The organism is Leptolyngbya sp. FACHB-671, assembly GCF_014695745.1.
Lineage (GTDB): Bacteria > Cyanobacteriota > Cyanobacteriia > Elainellales > Elainellaceae > JAAUTN01.
The window spans coordinates 106,763-122,128 of the sequence record NZ_JACJOV010000127.1; the positions used below are offsets into that span (position 1 = coordinate 106,763).

Sequence of the window (15,366 nt, forward strand, 5' to 3'; positions counted from 1 at the left end):
CTCAATTGTACACTAGGTAATAGAACGCAATAATTACTAATTTTCTTAAGGACATCGCAAACGCAATGGTATCGACTCCCGCTGTGGGGACAAATTCTGGTTGCCAGTATTTACCACATCCCACGACTGCTCAGCCTTCACCCAATCAGTATTTGCTGCCGCTGACTGCTCAAGTTAATTCGCAAGACCATTTGCAGATTGGTGGCTGCGATGTGCCTGCACTAGTTCGGCAATTTGGTTCACCACTCTACGTTTTGGATGAGCAGACGTTGCGAACGGCTTGCCGTCAGTACCGCGATGCCTTCAAGCGCTACTATCCGGCTGAGTCGCTGGTGATTTACGCCTCAAAAGCCTGGAACTGTTTAGCAGTTTGTGCGATCGCCGCGAGTGAAGGGTTAGGCATCGACATAGTTTCGGGGGGCGAGCTCTACACAGCGCTACAGGCTGGCGTTGATCCCAAACTACTTTATCTACACGGCAACAATAAATCGTTAGAAGAGTTGCAGTTGGCGATCGCTTCTGGCTGCACGATTGTGGTGGACAACTGGTTTGAGCTACAAACACTGGCAGAGTTGACGCACGGCAAAAATCTTCCATTGCCGATCATGCTCCGCCTTACTCCAGGAATTGAATGCCACACCCACGAATATATTCGCACCGGGCACCTGGACAGCAAGTTTGGCTTTGATCCTGACCAGCTAGATTCAGTCTTTCAGTTTATTAGTCAGCAGGAAGGACTGGAATGCATTGGGCTTCATGCTCACATCGGCTCTCAAATTTTTGAGCTACAGCCCCACCAGGACTTAGCAGGTGTCATGGTGCAATGGCTTAGCAAAGCCTCACAACATGGACTGCCTATCAGAGAGTTGGATATTGGTGGTGGCTTAGGAATTCGTTACACCGAGTCAGACGATCCACCCAGTATTGAGGAATGGGTGCGGGTAATTTGTGAAAGCGTCGTCAAGGCTTGTGAGGCGCAACAAGTTCCTCTACCGAAGCTGATTGCCGAACCGGGGCGATCGCTGATTGGCTCGGCCTGTGTCACGGCTTACACAATCGGTAGCCAAAAAGTGATCCCAGGTGTGCGAACTTACGTTAGTGTAGATGGCGGCATGTCTGACAATCCTCGACCGATCACCTACCAGTCGGTGTACCGAGCAGTTGTTGCTAACCGAATGTCGGCAGACTGTACGGAGACGGTGGCGATCGCCGGAAAGCACTGTGAATCTGGCGACATTGTAATCAAGCAAGCTCACCTGCCAAAAACTCAGCCAGAAGATATCCTCGTCGTTATGAACACAGGAGCCTACAATTACAGCATGGCTTCTAACTACAATCGGGTTCCTCGCCCAGCAGCAGTTTTAGTCAACCAGGGAGAAGCTAGCTTAATCTTGCAGAGAGAAACCTACCAAGATTTGATTCGACAGGATTGCATACCAGAAAGACTGATGTCCAAGGATGAGGGATGAAGGATATAAGGATGAAGGGTAAGCAAAGTCCACCTGTTTTCTGGCTACCTTCTGATTAACTGAAGCACCCCTATTCCGTTGCTAACAACAACAGAACTGCATTTGCGTTCCTTCCTTCATCCTTCCCAAGTCCCCTTCCAACCCGCGACGCAAGAATAACTAGATCAATCAGATGGGATCTCTGTTGGAGCAATGGCTGAAAAACCTGAGCTGGACTCAGTCCTTGCTTTCCGCGATCGACATTGGGTTGGTTCTGGTTTTAACCTACATGGTGCTAATCATCATTGGAGAACGACGGACTCTATGGATGGTAAGAGGACTAATCGTTCTTATGCTGGCAGCAGCACTTAGCAGTACGCTTAATCTCAAACTGCTCAGTTTTGTGCTGGAAAAACTGGTGATCGGCTCCGCTGTAGCAATGGCCTTTATCCTACAAGCTGAGTTTCGGCGCTTTCTAGAACAGCTTGGGCGGGGAGAAATCGTACAGCTATTTAAGCCCGCTCATGCAGCCATTCCTAAACCTGATAGCGTCATTGATGAAATTGTGGATGCTGTCAAAGAGCTTTCTCAAAATCGAACCGGTGCATTGCTGATTCTGGAAACAAATCGCCCGATTGACGAACGAGACTTTTCGGTACCAGGGGTTCGCATTAACGCAGAAGTTTCTAAGGAACTGCTGCAAACCATTTTTCAAACCACCACCCTGCTGCACGATGGGGCAGTCCTAATTCGAGGCTCTCGTGTTGTAGCGGCGGGAGTGATTTTACCGATTTCTGAGCGGACGGCCTCCCGCCAACTTGGAACTCGCCACCGAGCCGCTATGGGAATTACAGAACGAGTCGAAAATTGCCTGTGCGTTGTTGTATCCGAAGAAACAGGGTCAATTTCTTTAGCTGAAAGGGGTACTCTAAACCGACCCTTAACCAGCAGTAAACTGAGAGAGCTTTTGCGGGATCGCTTCTCTCAATCTGTAGAGCGCGAAGCAGTTGCCCCTCAACTGCGGAGCCTGGGTCGTCAGTTAAGTACCCAACTAAAAACATTGTTTTTGCGTTTAATTCGCCTTTCATCGTCGGCTTCTCGGGAGAAAAAATGACAGCCAAATCAACCCTTTTGCAACTGCCTGCTGATTTGGATCAGGAACGCTTACCCAGGCATGTCGCTGTAATTATGGACGGCAATGGTCGCTGGGCAAAGCGGCAAGGTTTACCTCGAATCATGGGACACCGCCGAGGAGTAGACACGCTCAAAGACTTGCTGCGTTGCTGCAAAGATTGGGGAGTTAAAGCACTGACGGCCTATGCTTTTTCAACAGAAAATTGGGGCCGCCCGTTAGAAGAAGTTGACTTCTTGATGACGCTGTTTGAGCGGGTTCTGCGCCAGGAACTGCGGGAAATGATGGCTGAGGATGTGCAGATTCACTTTGTCGGCAATTTAGATGCACTGCCGCGATCGCTTAAGGCTGAAATTGAACGTTCAATGCTAGAAACCCAGAAAAACCAGGGTATTCAGTTTACAGTAGCGACGAACTACGGCGGCAGGCAGGAAATTGTTCAGGCTTGTCGGGCGATTGCCACCCAAGTGCAGCAAGGGCTATTGCAACCCGATCAGATTGATGAGGCTGTATTTGAGCGTCATCTTTACACAGCTGGCATTTGCGACCCTGATTTATTAATTCGCACTAGCGGCGAGATGCGAATCAGCAACTTTTTACTCTGGCAGGTCGCATACGCTGAGCTTTACGTTACTGAAACCCTCTGGCCCGACTTTGACCGCGCTGAGTTTCATCGTGCCCTCTGTGCCTATCAACAGCGCGATCGCCGCTTTGGGAAAGTAAAGAGTTAGTTTACGATCCGATAGAGAGTTAATTTGCCAATTTTTTAGGGAGAAGGTCGTCAGGAAGGAGAGAGGGAACTACTTCTGCGTTTACTGCCTCGAAAGTTCGGGGCGATCGCCTCTCCTCTTCGACAGCAAATTCACTTGCTTTCCCTTAACCAGCCTAGAAAGTTTGAGTGAAGCACTCTTAGATTTTGCAGATGTAGCAAATTTGGTAGTTTGGTTAGAAGCAAATCAAAACTCTAGATGAGCGCCAATTTATTTCAACAGATCCAGTTTCGAGGGGTCATGGACCTGTAAAAATTGCTTCATCCAAATCCCTGCGGCTGAGGGAGTACTTGAATGAGCGCTGAATGTCTTGCCCATCTTCTCCCGCCCGGATGTAGCGTACATTTAAGGAGTCAACATCCAGCCAAAGCTCTGCTTTCCAGTTGAGCTGTTCAATGTGCCAACAGTGAATGTCCAGACTGTCCTGATGGCATCCCTGAGAAATGAGCCATTGTTCAATATCGGGTAAAGGGTGATTGTAAAGGGGAGTATCAGCCGAGGGAAGAGTCATAGCAGCAGAGTCATACATGAGCAGTTGCAAAAGAGTTTGGATCAACCAAGTTTGAGGTAGAAGTCAAATCAACAGAAGTGGATTGATTTGGGTTCAAGGGGGTCAGGATAGGAGTTTCTCCTGATTCTACAGAATTCGAGTCAGAAGCATTCGATTCGATCGCAGGCTGCATTTGAATCAATTCATCATCCACGGATGGAGCTTCTGGAGACGAATCTGACGAATTGTCCTGGGGCAAATCTACAGTTTGCTCTAGTTGAGGTATGGGATGAGAAATTTCCTGCTGAATCTGGGCTTGGCTAAACGGTCGAAAAGCTATCTCACCCCGAGTCAGACCAATAGTCACAACAAGAATTAGACAGCAGACAAAAGTTACACCGAGGATAAACAGAGCAAACACCTCACCAGGGGAAAGGGGCCGATCAGTAGGGTCAAGATACGCAGAGGAACGAAAGCTTTTTGACCGAGAAGCTGGACGGCTGAGGTCGGTTGAGGATTGAATTACGGATACGCGAGAGTAACCAATTTTTAAATCGTAAGCAAATCGCCGTTCGGGGCTACTTAGCGTAGCATAGGCTTCGTTCAACTCCTGAAATTTGGCGATCGCCACCGCCGCAGGCAGAGTCGTAGTGTCTGGATGATAAAGCTTACTCAGTTCGCGGTAAGCCCGACGAATTTGCTGAGCAGATGCTGAGGGAGGCAGCCCCAGCAACCCATAGTAGCTATTAGCCAGCCTTTGCTCTGGGGTTTCCTGGTTATTAGAGTTTGGGGTTGCTCCACTGCGAGTCACACAAAACCCTCTGCTGCTCGTTGCAATACGCTTACTGGTCTCGACTATTTTAACTGGGTTCAGCAGTTTGCTTAGAAACGGTAGGACGCATATCCTAAACAAAAATTTTTAAGCTCTAAACCCTACCTTTAGAACACGATTTCAAAACACTCAGTTCGGGTCAGGCGAATTTGCGCCAGGGTGAAAACAACCGGAATCACACGACCATAGTTAGTGGCGATCGTCCGCCAGCCCAAGTCAGCAAAAAACCAGGCCCACATGGCTGGTCCCAAGAGTGCAAAAATGCTGCGAACAGTTCCGTATCGAGCGGCACTTAAAGCCATGCCTCGATAAGCCGTCTGAAGTGCAGCCTGACTTTGAATTTGAGCAGCTACCGTTGCGCCGCCCTTGACGATTGCCTGCTTTGCCACATGATAGGTTGCAGCATGAAGTGCGAACTGACGAGCGACATGCTGGAGTAGCCAGGGACGAATCACCGAACTAACAGCAAGTGCTCCACCACCTTTTAGCAACAGACCCAGCGGGTCTTGCTGCATCGGAGCCGGAAGTTGTTTGGCAAGCTGCGATTGAGAGAGCGATCGCTGAATCTTCCCACTCAGAACCCTTTGCTCAGCAGCAGGCAGTTTTTTCCAAGCTCGGTTGAGCAGGTTTAGAAACAGTTCTGCCTCCAAATCCATCGTGGAGAAGTTTTCCCCGTAAGGAATTTTGAGGTAGCGGCAGACTTGAATGAGCACCTGTCGATAGTTAACTTGATTGGTCTGACCTCGCAAAACAGTCATGCCATCGGCAGCTAGAAAGCGGAATCTGTCTTCTAATGCATCCAACCAAATCTGGCGATCGCAGCTTTGCACATCTAGCGGATCAGGTGTGTAAACGTAATCGAGTGGATTAAACTTGCGGCGAAACAGAATTTCAGTTAAGACTTGCAGTTCTTCTTCTGTTGCCAACTCTAACCCTGCTCTCAGTTCATCCACCTTAAATTCCTCCCCTTTGTGCGAAGCCTAGATGTTTGGAAGATTCTTTGCGGCTTACAACTTCTACGTCCTATTGCGAACCTAACTATTGCAAGCCTAATTGTTTGCCAGCCTAATTGTAAGTGAAGCGTCAGTAGAGCTTTTCCTGCTCAAATTCTTCCCGCAATTTTCCTGCTTGTCCCATATTCTACTGAATTGCAGGCATAACAGGATTGCTCATGGTTGACATAGCGGTAATTGGGGCAGGACTGGCAGGGTTAATTTGCGCCCGACAGCTCCAGCAAGTGGGATATCAGGTTGTCGTCATCGAAAAATCGCGTGGCTTGGGTGGACGGGTTGCAACACGACGATTGCAGGACACCTGTGCTGATCACGGAGTCCGGTATTTAGAAGACCAAGGTGAACTGTCGCAGCAGTTGATCCAGATTTTGAGCGATCGCCAAATTCTACATCCCTGGCTCAAAACCCCTTATCAGTTAGAAGCTGAGACTTTACATCCGACATCCCCTTCCTTGCGATATGCAGCATCGGCGGGGATCACGTCTGTAGCCAAGTTTTTGGCGACGGATTTAGAAATTTGGCGAGGGCAACGGGTCATAGCGATCGCTCCTGCTACTGATCAGTGGGAACTTCAGCTAGAACCGACGGCGGGTGAATCGATCCCTAACTTTCGAGCCAAAGCCCTGGTTGTGGCGATCCCTGCACCACAGGCGTTGGCGTTGATCGAACCCCTGAGTTCAGTAGTACCTACTAATTTCTTAAAGAAGCTGCGTTCGGTTGAGTTTGAGCCTTGCTTGAGTGCGATCGCCACCTACCCTACCGTTCGTCAGCAAGACCTTGCAAACCTTGCAGAAGCAATTACTTTCCCCAAAGATTCAGACTTGACCTGGCTGAGCATAGAGAGCAGCAAACGCCCTGGCGATCGCCAACCCGTCATAGTCGTGCAGAGCAGCCCTGAATTTGCTCAACGTTATCTAGACACCACGGACCTACAGCCAGCAGGACAGCATTTGCTGGAGCAAGCAGCCAAACTGGGATTGCTCTGGCTGAATATGCCCGAAACTTTGCAGGTGCATCGGTGGCGCTATGCTTTTGCCAGTCAGCCTTTAGCTGACCAATATTTGGAAACCAATGCGCCGTTACCACTCGTATGCAGTGGTGATTGGTGTGGCGGTAGGCAAACTGAAAATGCCCTCCGTTCGGGTAGGGAGGCGGCGATCGCCATCAACCAGCAGCTAGAGCAGCGATCCATGCCGCCCATCAACCTGCTTTTATAGCGTGGGCTGCTTGCAGGCATCTGCGGATGTAAGCCTTAGTGTACGGGCAGTTCGCGAACTGCTCCTACAAGAATTTGTGGTTTATACAAGTGGAGATTACTTAAGCAAAGAGGAGAAGGTACATACCCCGATTCAGGCAGTAGTAAACAAAACAAAAGCCTAAATTTTTGGCGAAAGTAAACTTCTGCCAAAAATTTAGGCTTTTGTTAAGAAGAGGTTTGAAAAGTTTAGTTTGTTGCCCAAAAAGAGTAAGGACGTTGCACTTGGGCAAACTGCTGCACTCTAATCCAGGAGCTATCTGCTAAAAACTTTGCTACAGCGCTAGAGACTATCCGCAGCCCCTTCACTGTTGTCTCGGCTGGAATCTTGCTCAGACTCATCTGAATCTTGAGCCATGTTGCCACCACCATACCGTCTTCTACCAAACCGACCCGTGTTGGTACGCTTACGGAATTTGCGAGCGTATGCCTGATTACGAAGCGCTTTTTCTTTCTTTTGGTTACGGCGCTTAGCCATTCTTGACCTCTTTAGAGCAATGAACAAATAGTAAAACCATTAGCTGAACCTCCCGAAGTAGGGAACTCACACAAGATCATCAGCCATACCAACAGGTGGCTGATTTCGAGAAAGTGATCAACTATCTGAGGGATTTCACCCCAAACGGTTTGCAAGAAGTTAACTCTAACACAATCTCAGGACACTAATAATTTTGCTTGAGCGTTTAGGGCTGAAGCTTAGCAGCATCGGCCAACACCTGGGCAAATTGCAATGCCTCTTCTGGTGTAGAAATTTTGCCTTCCGCTTGAGCAATTTGAAGTGCTTCTAGAAGTTGACCAATTTGCGGCCCAGGAGGCAATTTCAACTTGGACATCAAATCGCGACCCGTGAGCAGTGGAGTGGGATGGGCAACGGGATCACGGGGATCAAGAAATCGCTCAATCAAAGGAGCGATCGCCTCGATTGAGATATCCATTGCAACAGCTAACACCACCAGCGCCGGAAAGATTGCTCCAACTTGCTGAAAGAAAAAATACTGTTCTCGCAAAGATGTCGTGGGCAAAACCAGAGATGGCATCTGGGGCAGAAATTTAAGTGCCATCAAAACTGCCTGGACTTCCGTGCGGCTGTATTTTAAGCGCCACAGTTCTGGTTCAGCAGTTTCTAGTGTCCCAATTAGACGAGTCAGCTTTGCCACCTTGAGCCAGCTCCGTCCAGCGCCAGAAAATTTTTGCTGGTCGCGGACCCAACCCAATAGCTCTAAACCCAGAGAAGGACAGGCATTGCTGAGGGCGATCGCCGCCTGATCAATTTTCTCAATTTGCGTTAACCCTTCTACAGTCGCATGAGGCAGCCAATATTGCAGTAACCCGTCCTGCCACGCCATCTTCAAAAACGGCGTCCCTTTAGGTGTGCTTAACAGATAGCTCAGTTCTGCCTGGACTCTTTCTGCGGCAATTTCCTCTAGCAATCCTGCTAGCTTTTGAATCGTCGTTTGGGTTTCTGGCTCCAGCTTAAAATCAAGTTGAGCCGCCTGACGGTAAGCCCGCAGCAGTCTCAGTGGATCTTCCTTTAAATTTTCGGGAGCGATCATGCGAATGAGTCGCTGCTGCAAGTCACCGTAGCCTTGCAGCGGGTCAAGCAGTTCCTCAGTGTGCGGATGGTAGGCGATCGCATTTACTGTAAAGTCGCGCCGTTGCAGGTCAGTTTCCAGGCTGTGACCGACCTGCTGGGCAAAGTCAACCGTCGCCATCTCGAACACAACCCGCGCAATTTGGCGTTCTGCATCAAGCAAGACAAATCCAGCCTTGTAGTGATTGGCAATCGCTCGTGCCGTTTCGACTGCCCTTTCTGGCAGTACAAAATCTAAATCTAAATACTCGGCGTTTCGTCCGAGCAGGGCATCTCGAACATTTCCCCCCACTAAATAGGTTGCCCTGGGTAGCCACTCTCGTCCAAAGGGCCAGGTCTGGGGAAACAAAACCGACGCAGCAGCAGGACATTCCTGCGGTGGGTCACAATCTAAGTGCAAATTTGTACAGTTCAACAGCCTAATCCAGGCAAAAAAATAACTTGGGCGCTTGTCTTTCATTTTGCAACATCACTCGATGGTCGGTGATGGCTTTGGCAAAACTTGAGCTAGAGTAGCAGAAAAGAGGCTAAACATTGCTTAGTCTTCTCAAAAAGGTATTTGTTTAATGCTGATTGGCTTCGCTAGGCAATATCAAATATCGCTCACTCGCGGATTGCACGGAGGAAACTAAGATGTGTATTTGCGTAAACTGCCACTACGTCGATCGCTGCACAACTTACCATGCGGTCGAAGGGCAGCATCAGCAACCCCATCTGACGGAATTTCCTACATTCGAGGCAACAGAACCAACCATCAACGTCAACATTCGCAATCACGGCGATGAGATTGAAATGGAATGGGATGTTGTAGGTTGCCTCAGTTTTAAGGAAGAAGCAGGCAAGTGGGCAAGGCTACGCCCAGGCGAACTAGTGCCAACTTGAGCAGGAGCGATTCGCCAAGGCAGGCTTACCATAGAACTACTGCCTGTCTCCAAAGCGTATGAGCTATTGCCTTAACCCAGTTTGTCAGCAGCCTAAAAATCCTGATAGTGCTAATTTCTGTCAAACTTGTGGGTCGAGGTTGCGGCTAGCAGAACGCTACAGAGCAATTCAGCTAATTGGGCAAGGTGGCTTTGGCAGAACGTTTCTGGCTATTGATGAGTCAGTTCCAAATCGGCCTTGCTGTGTGATTAAGCAGTTTTTACCGACCAACGCAGGTAGGAATTTGCAGAAAGCGGCAGAGCTTTTTCGTCAGGAAGCAGAGCGACTGGCAGAATTAGGGCGATACCCTCAAATTCCCAGGCTATTGGCGCATTTCGAGCAATCAGACGGACAATACCTGGTGCAAGAATTCATTGACGGGCAAAATCTGGCTGAAGTGCTGGCAGAGGAAGGTCCATTTAGCGAAACCGAAATTCGCGAACTGCTAGATGATTTGCTGCCCGTCCTGCGCTTTATTCACAGCTACCAGGTGATTCACCGCGACATTAAGCCTGAGAATATCATTCGTCCTAAAACGGGCAATCGCCTTGTCCTGGTAGATTTCGGAGCTTCAAAGTACGCGACCGGGACCGCTCTGAGCCGAACTGGAACCGTGATCGGCAGTGCAGGCTTTGTTGCGCCAGAGCAGGCGATCGGTAGGGCAGAATTTGCCAGCGATCTTTATAGTTTGGGCGTTACCTGTGTGCATTTGCTGACAGCGATGCATCCGTTTGACCTTTATTCGGTCAGTGAAGATGACTGGATCTGGCATCAGTATTTGGTAGAGCCTGTCAGTGCAGAGTTGGAGAGGGTTTTAGATAAATTGTTGCAGCGGGCAACCAGTCAGCGCTATCAGACCTCTACAGAAGTGTTACAAGATTTAAGCGCAAAGCTAGGTGCTGTGAAGATGGGTCGCTCAATAGCTGCCGTGAAGCAAGCTCCAAATAGAGTAACTGAATCGTCTTTAGCCTGGGCACGTCCTCCGCTATCAATTGAGCTAGGGCAGGAATTAGGTGAACCTGGCAAGCAATCTCGCAGCAGACAATCTACTCAAAATAGTCAAACGACCAATCGCCAGTTTGCTAACTGGCAATGCGTGCAAACGCTGTTAGGGTTTCCGGGGGGCGTGACGGCGATCGCCATCAGTCCCGATGGGCAGACCCTTGCTAGCAGCAGCACCGACAAAACAATTCGGCTGTGGAATTTGTTTACTGGAGAGCTAGAGCAAACCCTCGGGCGATCGCTCTGGTTTCGCACCGGACACACCGACCGCATCAACAGCCTAGTCTTTAGCCTTGATGGACAAACCCTGATCAGCGGCAGCGACGACAGCAGCCTAATTTTGTGGAATTTGCGTGATAGACGAGCTAGCGTTACTCTCGACAGTCCAAGCTGGATTGTGGGAGCGATCGCCCTCACGCCAGACGGACAGTTTCTCGCAAGCGGCAGCGGAGACGGCAAAATTCATCTATGGCACCTGCCCGACCAGGAACTCATCACCACGCTCGAAAAACATCGCGATCGTATCACCTCCCTCGTGATCAGTCCCGATGGACAAACTCTTGTCAGCAGCAGCTACGACAAAACAATTCGCCTGTGGGATTTGCAGCACGATCAGCTCAACAATACCTTACTCGCACACAGCGATCGGGTGAATGCGATCGCTATTTGCTCGGGTTGGCGCACGATGGTCAGCGGCGGCAGCGACCGCAATGTCAAAATTTGGGACTTAAATCCAGAAGAACCCTTTCGCACCCTTGCCGCCCACACCGACTCAGTCAACTGCCTTACCTTTCATCCCAATGGACAGCTTTTTGCCAGTGGCAGTGAAGACCGCACGATTCACCTGTGGGATGCAGAAACGGGCGATCGCCTTTCCACTCTCCGCCACGCTTGGGGAGTTAACGCTCTTGCCTTTAGCCCAGATGGAGAATTTTTGGTCAGCGGCAGTTCGGATGAGACGATTAAGATTTGGAGGCAGGCTGAATGATCGACCCGTCCTACTGCCAACTCATGTCCCAATATAACCACTGGATGAATCAGAAGCTCTACGCGATTTGCGCGGAGATTCCTGATGAGGAGCGGAAGCAGGATCGGGGTGCTTTCTTCAAGTCAATTCACGGTACGTTAAATCACTTGCTGGATGGCGATCGCACCTGGATGAAGCGATTTACCGGAAAACCCTTTTCATCCCGAAGGATTGGAGGAGAACTGTATTCTGATTTTGAGCAACTCCACCAGGAACGCGAGCAGGTTGACCAGGAAATTTTGGCATGGGCTAAAACACTTTCAGCCGAATGGCTTGCCCAACCCTTTGAATACACCAGCAACGTAGACGGCAGAACCCGAACTTTGCCGACCTGGACCCTGGTAACGCACCTGTTCAACCATCAAACGCACCATCGCGGTCAACTCACAACTTTGCTCTCTCAAATAGGGCACGATCCGGGCGTAACGGATTTACCCTGGTTGACTGAACTAAGTTTGCAGTGAGCGACAACAATTATCATTTTTGATTAACAAAAAGGTTTGAGCTATGGTCAACTCCTCCATCGAAGCCGTTCCTGTAACCGTGTTGACTGGATACCTGGGAGCAGGAAAAACAACGCTGCTAAACCGCATTCTGACTCACGAACACGGCAAAAAAGTGGCAGTGATCGTGAATGAGTTTGGCGAAGTGGGCATTGACAACCAGCTAGTGATCGATGCCGATGAAGAAATCTTTGAGATGAACAACGGCTGCATCTGCTGCACAGTACGCGGTGATCTGATTCGCATCATTGGCAACTTAATGCGGCGACGCGACAAGTTTGATCATCTAGTGATTGAAACGACTGGATTAGCTGATCCCGCTCCCGTGATCCAAACCTTTTTTGTAGACGAAGATGTCAATTCTCAGATGCAGTTGGATGCTGTTGTGACGGTAGTTGACACTAAGCACATTTGGGAGCATTGGGACAGCAGCGAAGCGCAGGAGCAAATTGCTTTTGCCGATGTGATTTTGCTCAACAAAACTGATCTGGTTGAGCCAGCCCAACTGCAGGAGTTGGAGCAGCGAATTCGGGGAATGAATGCGATCGCCAAAATCTATCACACCCAAAACTGCTCGGTTGAAATGGATTCCGTCTTAGGTGTAGGTGCATTTGACCTTCAGCGGGCACTAGAAATTGATCCGCAGTTTCTCAATGAAGATGCCCACGAGCACGACGAAACGGTTACTTCGATCGCGCTGGTTGAGTCGGGTGCAATTAACGGCGAAAAGCTGCAAGCCTGGATCAGCCAATTGCTGCAAACCCAGGGTCCTAATATTTTTCGGATGAAGGGAATTTTGAATCTGGCGGGTTCTGACCAGCGGTTTGTATTTCAAGGCGTACACATGATTTTTGACGGCAGACCCGATCGCCCCTGGAAGCCAGATGAAATTCGCAAAAACGAACTAGTTTTCATCGGTCGCAACCTGGACGAAACCAAACTGAGCGAGGATTTCCGGGCGTGTCTAACGTAGGTGCAGCTAATCGTCAGCTTGTAGAACCGTTCTGGCAAGGCAATCTAAATGACTACGTGACAGCGATCGCCTGGTCGCCCAACGGTCAAATTCTTGCCGCTAGTTCTGCTGCTGGAGAGGTTGTAATCGTAGATATTGAGACGCGATCGCTCCGGTCTATACAAACGGGCAATGGGCGATCGCTCAACTGCCTGGGTTTCTCTTCAGACGGTCAATTTTTAGCAACAGGCGGGCAAGAGGGATGGGCCAAAATCTGGCAGATTGAAGCTGGAGATTTCACATTAATCACGACGATTGAACCCCCCCCGGTTTGGATCGATCACCTCGCCTGGAATCCTAAACACAACGAGCTAGCGTTCAGTCTAGGACGCGATGTCCAAATTTGGGATGTGGAAGCTGGCAAAGTTACGGCTACCTTAAACTTTGAGGCATCGTCTGTTTTGGATCTAGTGTGGCATCCCCAGGGTGAATTTTTGGCAGCGGCAGGACATCGAGCTGTCAAGACCTGGAACCGTGAAGCTTGGCACAGCGACCCAACTACCTGGGAACTGATAGCCGCAAGCGTGGCGATCGCTTGGTCGCCTAACGGAGAATATCTAGCATCTGGCAACATGGATCGAACATTGCTGGTCTGGCAATGGGGCAATCCCTATCCCTGGCAGATGCAGGGCTTTCCGGGTAAAGTGCGGCAGCTTGCCTGGTCAGACCTGTTAACTAAAACAGGTGCACCACTGTTGGTGACCAGCAGTCAAGAAGGACTAATCGTCTGGGCAAAACATCCCGATGAGTCAGTTGACTGGGGCGCAAATGTACTGAATTTGCATGAGGGAACGGTGCAGGCGATCGCCTTTCAACCGGGCACCGCACTACTGGCATCTGCTGCTAACGACGGTTGGATCGGGTTATGGCAACAAGCCTCAAAAGTCGTCCAAATCCTGGAAGGAGCACCTCAAGGATTCTCTTGCCTGGCATGGCAGCCCAGCGGCCAAAAACTAGCCGCCGGAGGACAAAACGGCGAACTGCTGATCTGGTCGCAACTTGGCTAAGCAGAAGGATTTGGTTAGTTCACTACCTCTAGTCCAAGGTGCTAGTTTAAGGACAGAGCATTGTATAAGAGCTATTACTATGTCTTCTACAGCAGTCACTACAGTTGTCAAAATGCTGGAGTCGTTGCCGACTCAACTACAAGAGCAAGTTGCAGAGCATCTACGAGAGTACATCGACGACCTACAAGATGAAATTGCATGGAATGAGATATTCCAGAGAACACAGCCAAAACTTGTTGCTGCGGCGCAGCAAGCCAAACGAGCGATCGCTGAGGGACAAGCAGTCCCTATGAACTACGACAAGCTATGAAGTCCGCTAGTTCTACCCTCATTTTGGAGTGGATACCAGCAACTAGGTTATGAAACAAGACAAAGTGCAAGGAAAGCGTATCGATTGTGGGCAGAAAATCCCTTTCATCCGTCCTTGCATTTCAAATGCATTAACGCCGAAGAAGGGATTTGGTCTGTCAGAGTGACGCGGAGCTATCGGGCACTTGGAATCTTAGAAGGTGACACCGTGACTTGGTTCTGGATCGATAGCCATGACAACTATGAGCGTTTCTTCTCGTAGCTTCCGCTGGCTCAACCCCTTAACCTGTCCAGTTCCTGGCTAACAGACTTTCTGTCCTTATCTTGTCTCTAGTTCACCGCTTCTAGCTCAAAGTAGAAGTCCGTCTGATTGCTTTCAGCAGCCGAGAGTGCCTCGATCACCTCCGCCGGATCGCGGCGAAACTGACGCTGAACGACTGTCCAGCATGCATCGCGACCATCGGTTGTGACGGGAGCCAGGTTTCGCAATTGTCGCAGAGAGTTCATGCAGGCGGGGCAGTCACAACCGAACAGAGCAACGGCTGCATCGCTTTCTGCCTCGCTAAATGCCAGCATGGGATACTCAGCATTTGGATTCTCGTAAACTCTGGAGTCGTCGCTAACTGAGGCATTAGTAAACGTTGGAGCGATTGGAGCCGCAGCCTGAACCGAATCGCCAGTTTGCGCTGGACCAACAACCGGAATATTGACAGGAGCCGCAAGGCTAGCAACGTGTTGCGCTGGAGCTATCCGTGTGCAGCTAAACTGATTAGGCTGCAGTTGGGAGGGGCGGCACGTCACAGGCTCAACCGACTCAGCAGCAACAGGTACACCTGCATGAGCCGAATTCGTTACTACTAGCAAAGACAGCATCGCCCCAGTCAAACTGGGAAGGGATACTAGACTGAGGGCAATCTTACTTTTCATAACTCAATCTTTGAAAAGGGTCGTTCAACTGTAAATCTTGCGGCAGCCGCTACACGACAGATTTCTTGAAATCTGTACGTGTTATTCAGATGCTAAATATTTTAGAGTCTATGCTCAGATTACTCTA

The 15,366-nt window shown here is 49.7% G+C and carries 16 protein-coding genes and 3 pseudogenes; 13 read left to right on the forward strand and 6 right to left on the reverse strand.

Going from position 1 to position 15,366, the window contains the following annotated elements:
• Nucleotides 1-65: 65 nt before the first annotated feature.
• The 5 genes and pseudogenes from lysA to H6F93_RS35295 form a co-directional block, all read left to right on the forward strand.
• Complete coding sequence (gene lysA / locus H6F93_RS17130) at nucleotides 66-1,469, forward strand: diaminopimelate decarboxylase (protein WP_190683043.1); 1,404 nt, start codon at nucleotides 66-68, stop codon at nucleotides 1,467-1,469.
• Nucleotides 1,470-1,641: 172 nt separating this feature from the next.
• Nucleotides 1,642-2,562, forward strand: coding sequence for a diadenylate cyclase CdaA (cdaA, locus tag H6F93_RS17135; protein ID WP_190683046.1), 921 nt, complete (start codon nucleotides 1,642-1,644; stop codon nucleotides 2,560-2,562).
• Nucleotides 2,559-3,311 (forward strand): undecaprenyl pyrophosphate synthase, encoded by a 753-nt coding sequence (gene uppS, locus H6F93_RS17140; protein ID WP_190683049.1) that lies wholly within the window; start codon nucleotides 2,559-2,561, stop codon nucleotides 3,309-3,311. Before cdaA ends, uppS begins: the two co-directional genes overlap by 4 nt.
• 54 nt (nucleotides 3,312-3,365) lie before the next feature.
• Nucleotides 3,366-3,482 (forward strand): annotated as a pseudogene (locus tag H6F93_RS35290) (DUF4351 domain-containing protein); the annotation flags it as partial.
• A pseudogene (locus H6F93_RS35295) lies at nucleotides 3,463-3,552 on the forward strand (DUF4351 domain-containing protein); the annotation flags it as partial. The pseudogenes H6F93_RS35290 and H6F93_RS35295, both read left to right, overlap by 20 nt.
• A 36-nt stretch (nucleotides 3,553-3,588) precedes the next feature.
• Here the strand turns inward: H6F93_RS35295 and H6F93_RS17150 are convergent.
• The 3 genes from H6F93_RS17150 to H6F93_RS17160 all read right to left on the reverse strand — a co-directional run bounded on the left by H6F93_RS17150 (nucleotide 3,589) and on the right by H6F93_RS17160 (nucleotide 5,625).
• On the reverse strand, nucleotides 3,589-3,861 hold the full coding sequence (locus H6F93_RS17150) for a DUF3143 domain-containing protein (RefSeq protein ID WP_190642173.1): 273 nt from the start codon (nucleotides 3,859-3,861) through the stop codon (nucleotides 3,589-3,591).
• 10 nt (nucleotides 3,862-3,871) lie between these two features.
• Nucleotides 3,872-4,651 (reverse strand): J domain-containing protein, encoded by a 780-nt coding sequence (locus H6F93_RS35845; RefSeq protein WP_524537962.1) that lies wholly within the window; start codon nucleotides 4,649-4,651, stop codon nucleotides 3,872-3,874.
• 128 nt (nucleotides 4,652-4,779) lie between these two features.
• Nucleotides 4,780-5,625, reverse strand: a complete 846-nt coding sequence (locus H6F93_RS17160) for a hypothetical protein (RefSeq protein ID WP_190683051.1) — start codon at nucleotides 5,623-5,625, stop codon at nucleotides 4,780-4,782.
• Between the two features lie 218 nt (nucleotides 5,626-5,843).
• Between H6F93_RS17160 and H6F93_RS17165 the strand changes: the two genes are divergently transcribed.
• Complete coding sequence (locus H6F93_RS17165; protein WP_190683054.1) at nucleotides 5,844-6,902, forward strand: NAD(P)/FAD-dependent oxidoreductase; 1,059 nt, start codon at nucleotides 5,844-5,846, stop codon at nucleotides 6,900-6,902.
• 321 nt (nucleotides 6,903-7,223) lie between these two features.
• Here H6F93_RS17165 and H6F93_RS17170 read toward each other — a convergent pair whose 3' ends face one another.
• Complete coding sequence (locus H6F93_RS17170) at nucleotides 7,224-7,418, reverse strand: Asl3888 family RNA-binding protein (RefSeq protein WP_190642176.1); 195 nt, start codon at nucleotides 7,416-7,418, stop codon at nucleotides 7,224-7,226.
• 205 nt (nucleotides 7,419-7,623) lie between these two features.
• On the reverse strand, nucleotides 7,624-8,991 hold the full coding sequence (locus H6F93_RS17175) for a CCA tRNA nucleotidyltransferase (RefSeq protein ID WP_190683057.1): 1,368 nt from the start codon (nucleotides 8,989-8,991) through the stop codon (nucleotides 7,624-7,626).
• Between the two features lie 173 nt (nucleotides 8,992-9,164).
• On the opposite strand from H6F93_RS17175, the gene H6F93_RS17180 reads away from it, so the two are divergent.
• The 7 genes and pseudogenes from H6F93_RS17180 to H6F93_RS35310 form a co-directional block, all read left to right on the forward strand.
• Nucleotides 9,165-9,413, forward strand: a complete 249-nt coding sequence (locus H6F93_RS17180; protein WP_190642178.1) for a Ycf34 family protein — start codon at nucleotides 9,165-9,167, stop codon at nucleotides 9,411-9,413.
• A 58-nt stretch (nucleotides 9,414-9,471) separates the two neighbouring features.
• Complete coding sequence (locus H6F93_RS17185; RefSeq protein ID WP_190683060.1) at nucleotides 9,472-11,442, forward strand: WD40 repeat domain-containing serine/threonine-protein kinase; 1,971 nt, start codon at nucleotides 9,472-9,474, stop codon at nucleotides 11,440-11,442.
• Nucleotides 11,439-11,945, forward strand: a complete 507-nt coding sequence (locus tag H6F93_RS17190) for a DinB family protein (protein WP_190683063.1) — start codon at nucleotides 11,439-11,441, stop codon at nucleotides 11,943-11,945. The genes H6F93_RS17185 and H6F93_RS17190 overlap by 4 nt, the downstream gene beginning before the upstream one ends.
• Before the next feature lie 43 nt (nucleotides 11,946-11,988).
• Nucleotides 11,989-12,957: a CobW family GTP-binding protein gene (locus H6F93_RS17195; protein ID WP_190683066.1), complete on the forward strand. Its 969-nt coding sequence runs from the start codon at nucleotides 11,989-11,991 to the stop codon at nucleotides 12,955-12,957.
• Nucleotides 12,945-14,003: a WD40 domain-containing protein gene (locus H6F93_RS35305; RefSeq protein ID WP_190683068.1), complete on the forward strand. Its 1,059-nt coding sequence runs from the start codon at nucleotides 12,945-12,947 to the stop codon at nucleotides 14,001-14,003. The genes H6F93_RS17195 and H6F93_RS35305 overlap by 13 nt, the downstream gene beginning before the upstream one ends.
• Nucleotides 14,004-14,082: 79 nt before the next feature.
• Nucleotides 14,083-14,313, forward strand: coding sequence for a hypothetical protein (locus H6F93_RS17205; protein WP_190642183.1), 231 nt, complete (start codon nucleotides 14,083-14,085; stop codon nucleotides 14,311-14,313).
• A gap of 69 nt (nucleotides 14,314-14,382) precedes the next feature.
• Nucleotides 14,383-14,574, forward strand: a pseudogene (locus H6F93_RS35310) (ParE family toxin-like protein); the annotation flags it as partial.
• 68 nt (nucleotides 14,575-14,642) lie between these two features.
• Here H6F93_RS35310 and H6F93_RS17210 read toward each other — a convergent pair.
• Nucleotides 14,643-15,239 (reverse strand): hypothetical protein, encoded by a 597-nt coding sequence (locus H6F93_RS17210; RefSeq protein WP_190683071.1) that lies wholly within the window; start codon nucleotides 15,237-15,239, stop codon nucleotides 14,643-14,645.
• Nucleotides 15,240-15,366 lie beyond the last annotated feature (127 nt).

Excerpts from the sequence above, each read along its gene's own strand:
- lysA (WP_190683043.1), top strand. The coding sequence starts at position 66 with ATGGTATCGACTCCCGCTGTGGGGACAAATTCTGGTTGCCAGTATTTA.
- cdaA (WP_190683046.1), top strand. The coding sequence starts at position 1,642 with ATGGGATCTCTGTTGGAGCAATGGCTGAAAAACCTGAGCTGGACTCAG.
- uppS (WP_190683049.1), top strand. The coding sequence starts at position 2,559 with ATGACAGCCAAATCAACCCTTTTGCAACTGCCTGCTGATTTGGATCAG.
- H6F93_RS17150 (WP_190642173.1), bottom strand. The coding sequence starts at position 3,861 with ATGACTCTTCCCTCGGCTGATACTCCCCTTTACAATCACCCTTTACCC.
- H6F93_RS17165 (WP_190683054.1), top strand. The coding sequence starts at position 5,844 with ATGGTTGACATAGCGGTAATTGGGGCAGGACTGGCAGGGTTAATTTGC.
- H6F93_RS17170 (WP_190642176.1), bottom strand. The coding sequence starts at position 7,418 with ATGGCTAAGCGCCGTAACCAAAAGAAAGAAAAAGCGCTTCGTAATCAG.
- H6F93_RS17175 (WP_190683057.1), bottom strand. The coding sequence starts at position 8,991 with ATGAAAGACAAGCGCCCAAGTTATTTTTTTGCCTGGATTAGGCTGTTG.
- H6F93_RS17180 (WP_190642178.1), top strand. The coding sequence starts at position 9,165 with ATGTGTATTTGCGTAAACTGCCACTACGTCGATCGCTGCACAACTTAC.
- H6F93_RS17185 (WP_190683060.1), top strand. The coding sequence starts at position 9,472 with ATGAGCTATTGCCTTAACCCAGTTTGTCAGCAGCCTAAAAATCCTGAT.
- H6F93_RS17190 (WP_190683063.1), top strand. The coding sequence starts at position 11,439 with ATGATCGACCCGTCCTACTGCCAACTCATGTCCCAATATAACCACTGG.
- H6F93_RS17195 (WP_190683066.1), top strand. The coding sequence starts at position 11,989 with ATGGTCAACTCCTCCATCGAAGCCGTTCCTGTAACCGTGTTGACTGGA.
- H6F93_RS17205 (WP_190642183.1), top strand. The coding sequence starts at position 14,083 with ATGTCTTCTACAGCAGTCACTACAGTTGTCAAAATGCTGGAGTCGTTG.
- H6F93_RS17210 (WP_190683071.1), bottom strand. The coding sequence starts at position 15,239 with ATGAAAAGTAAGATTGCCCTCAGTCTAGTATCCCTTCCCAGTTTGACT.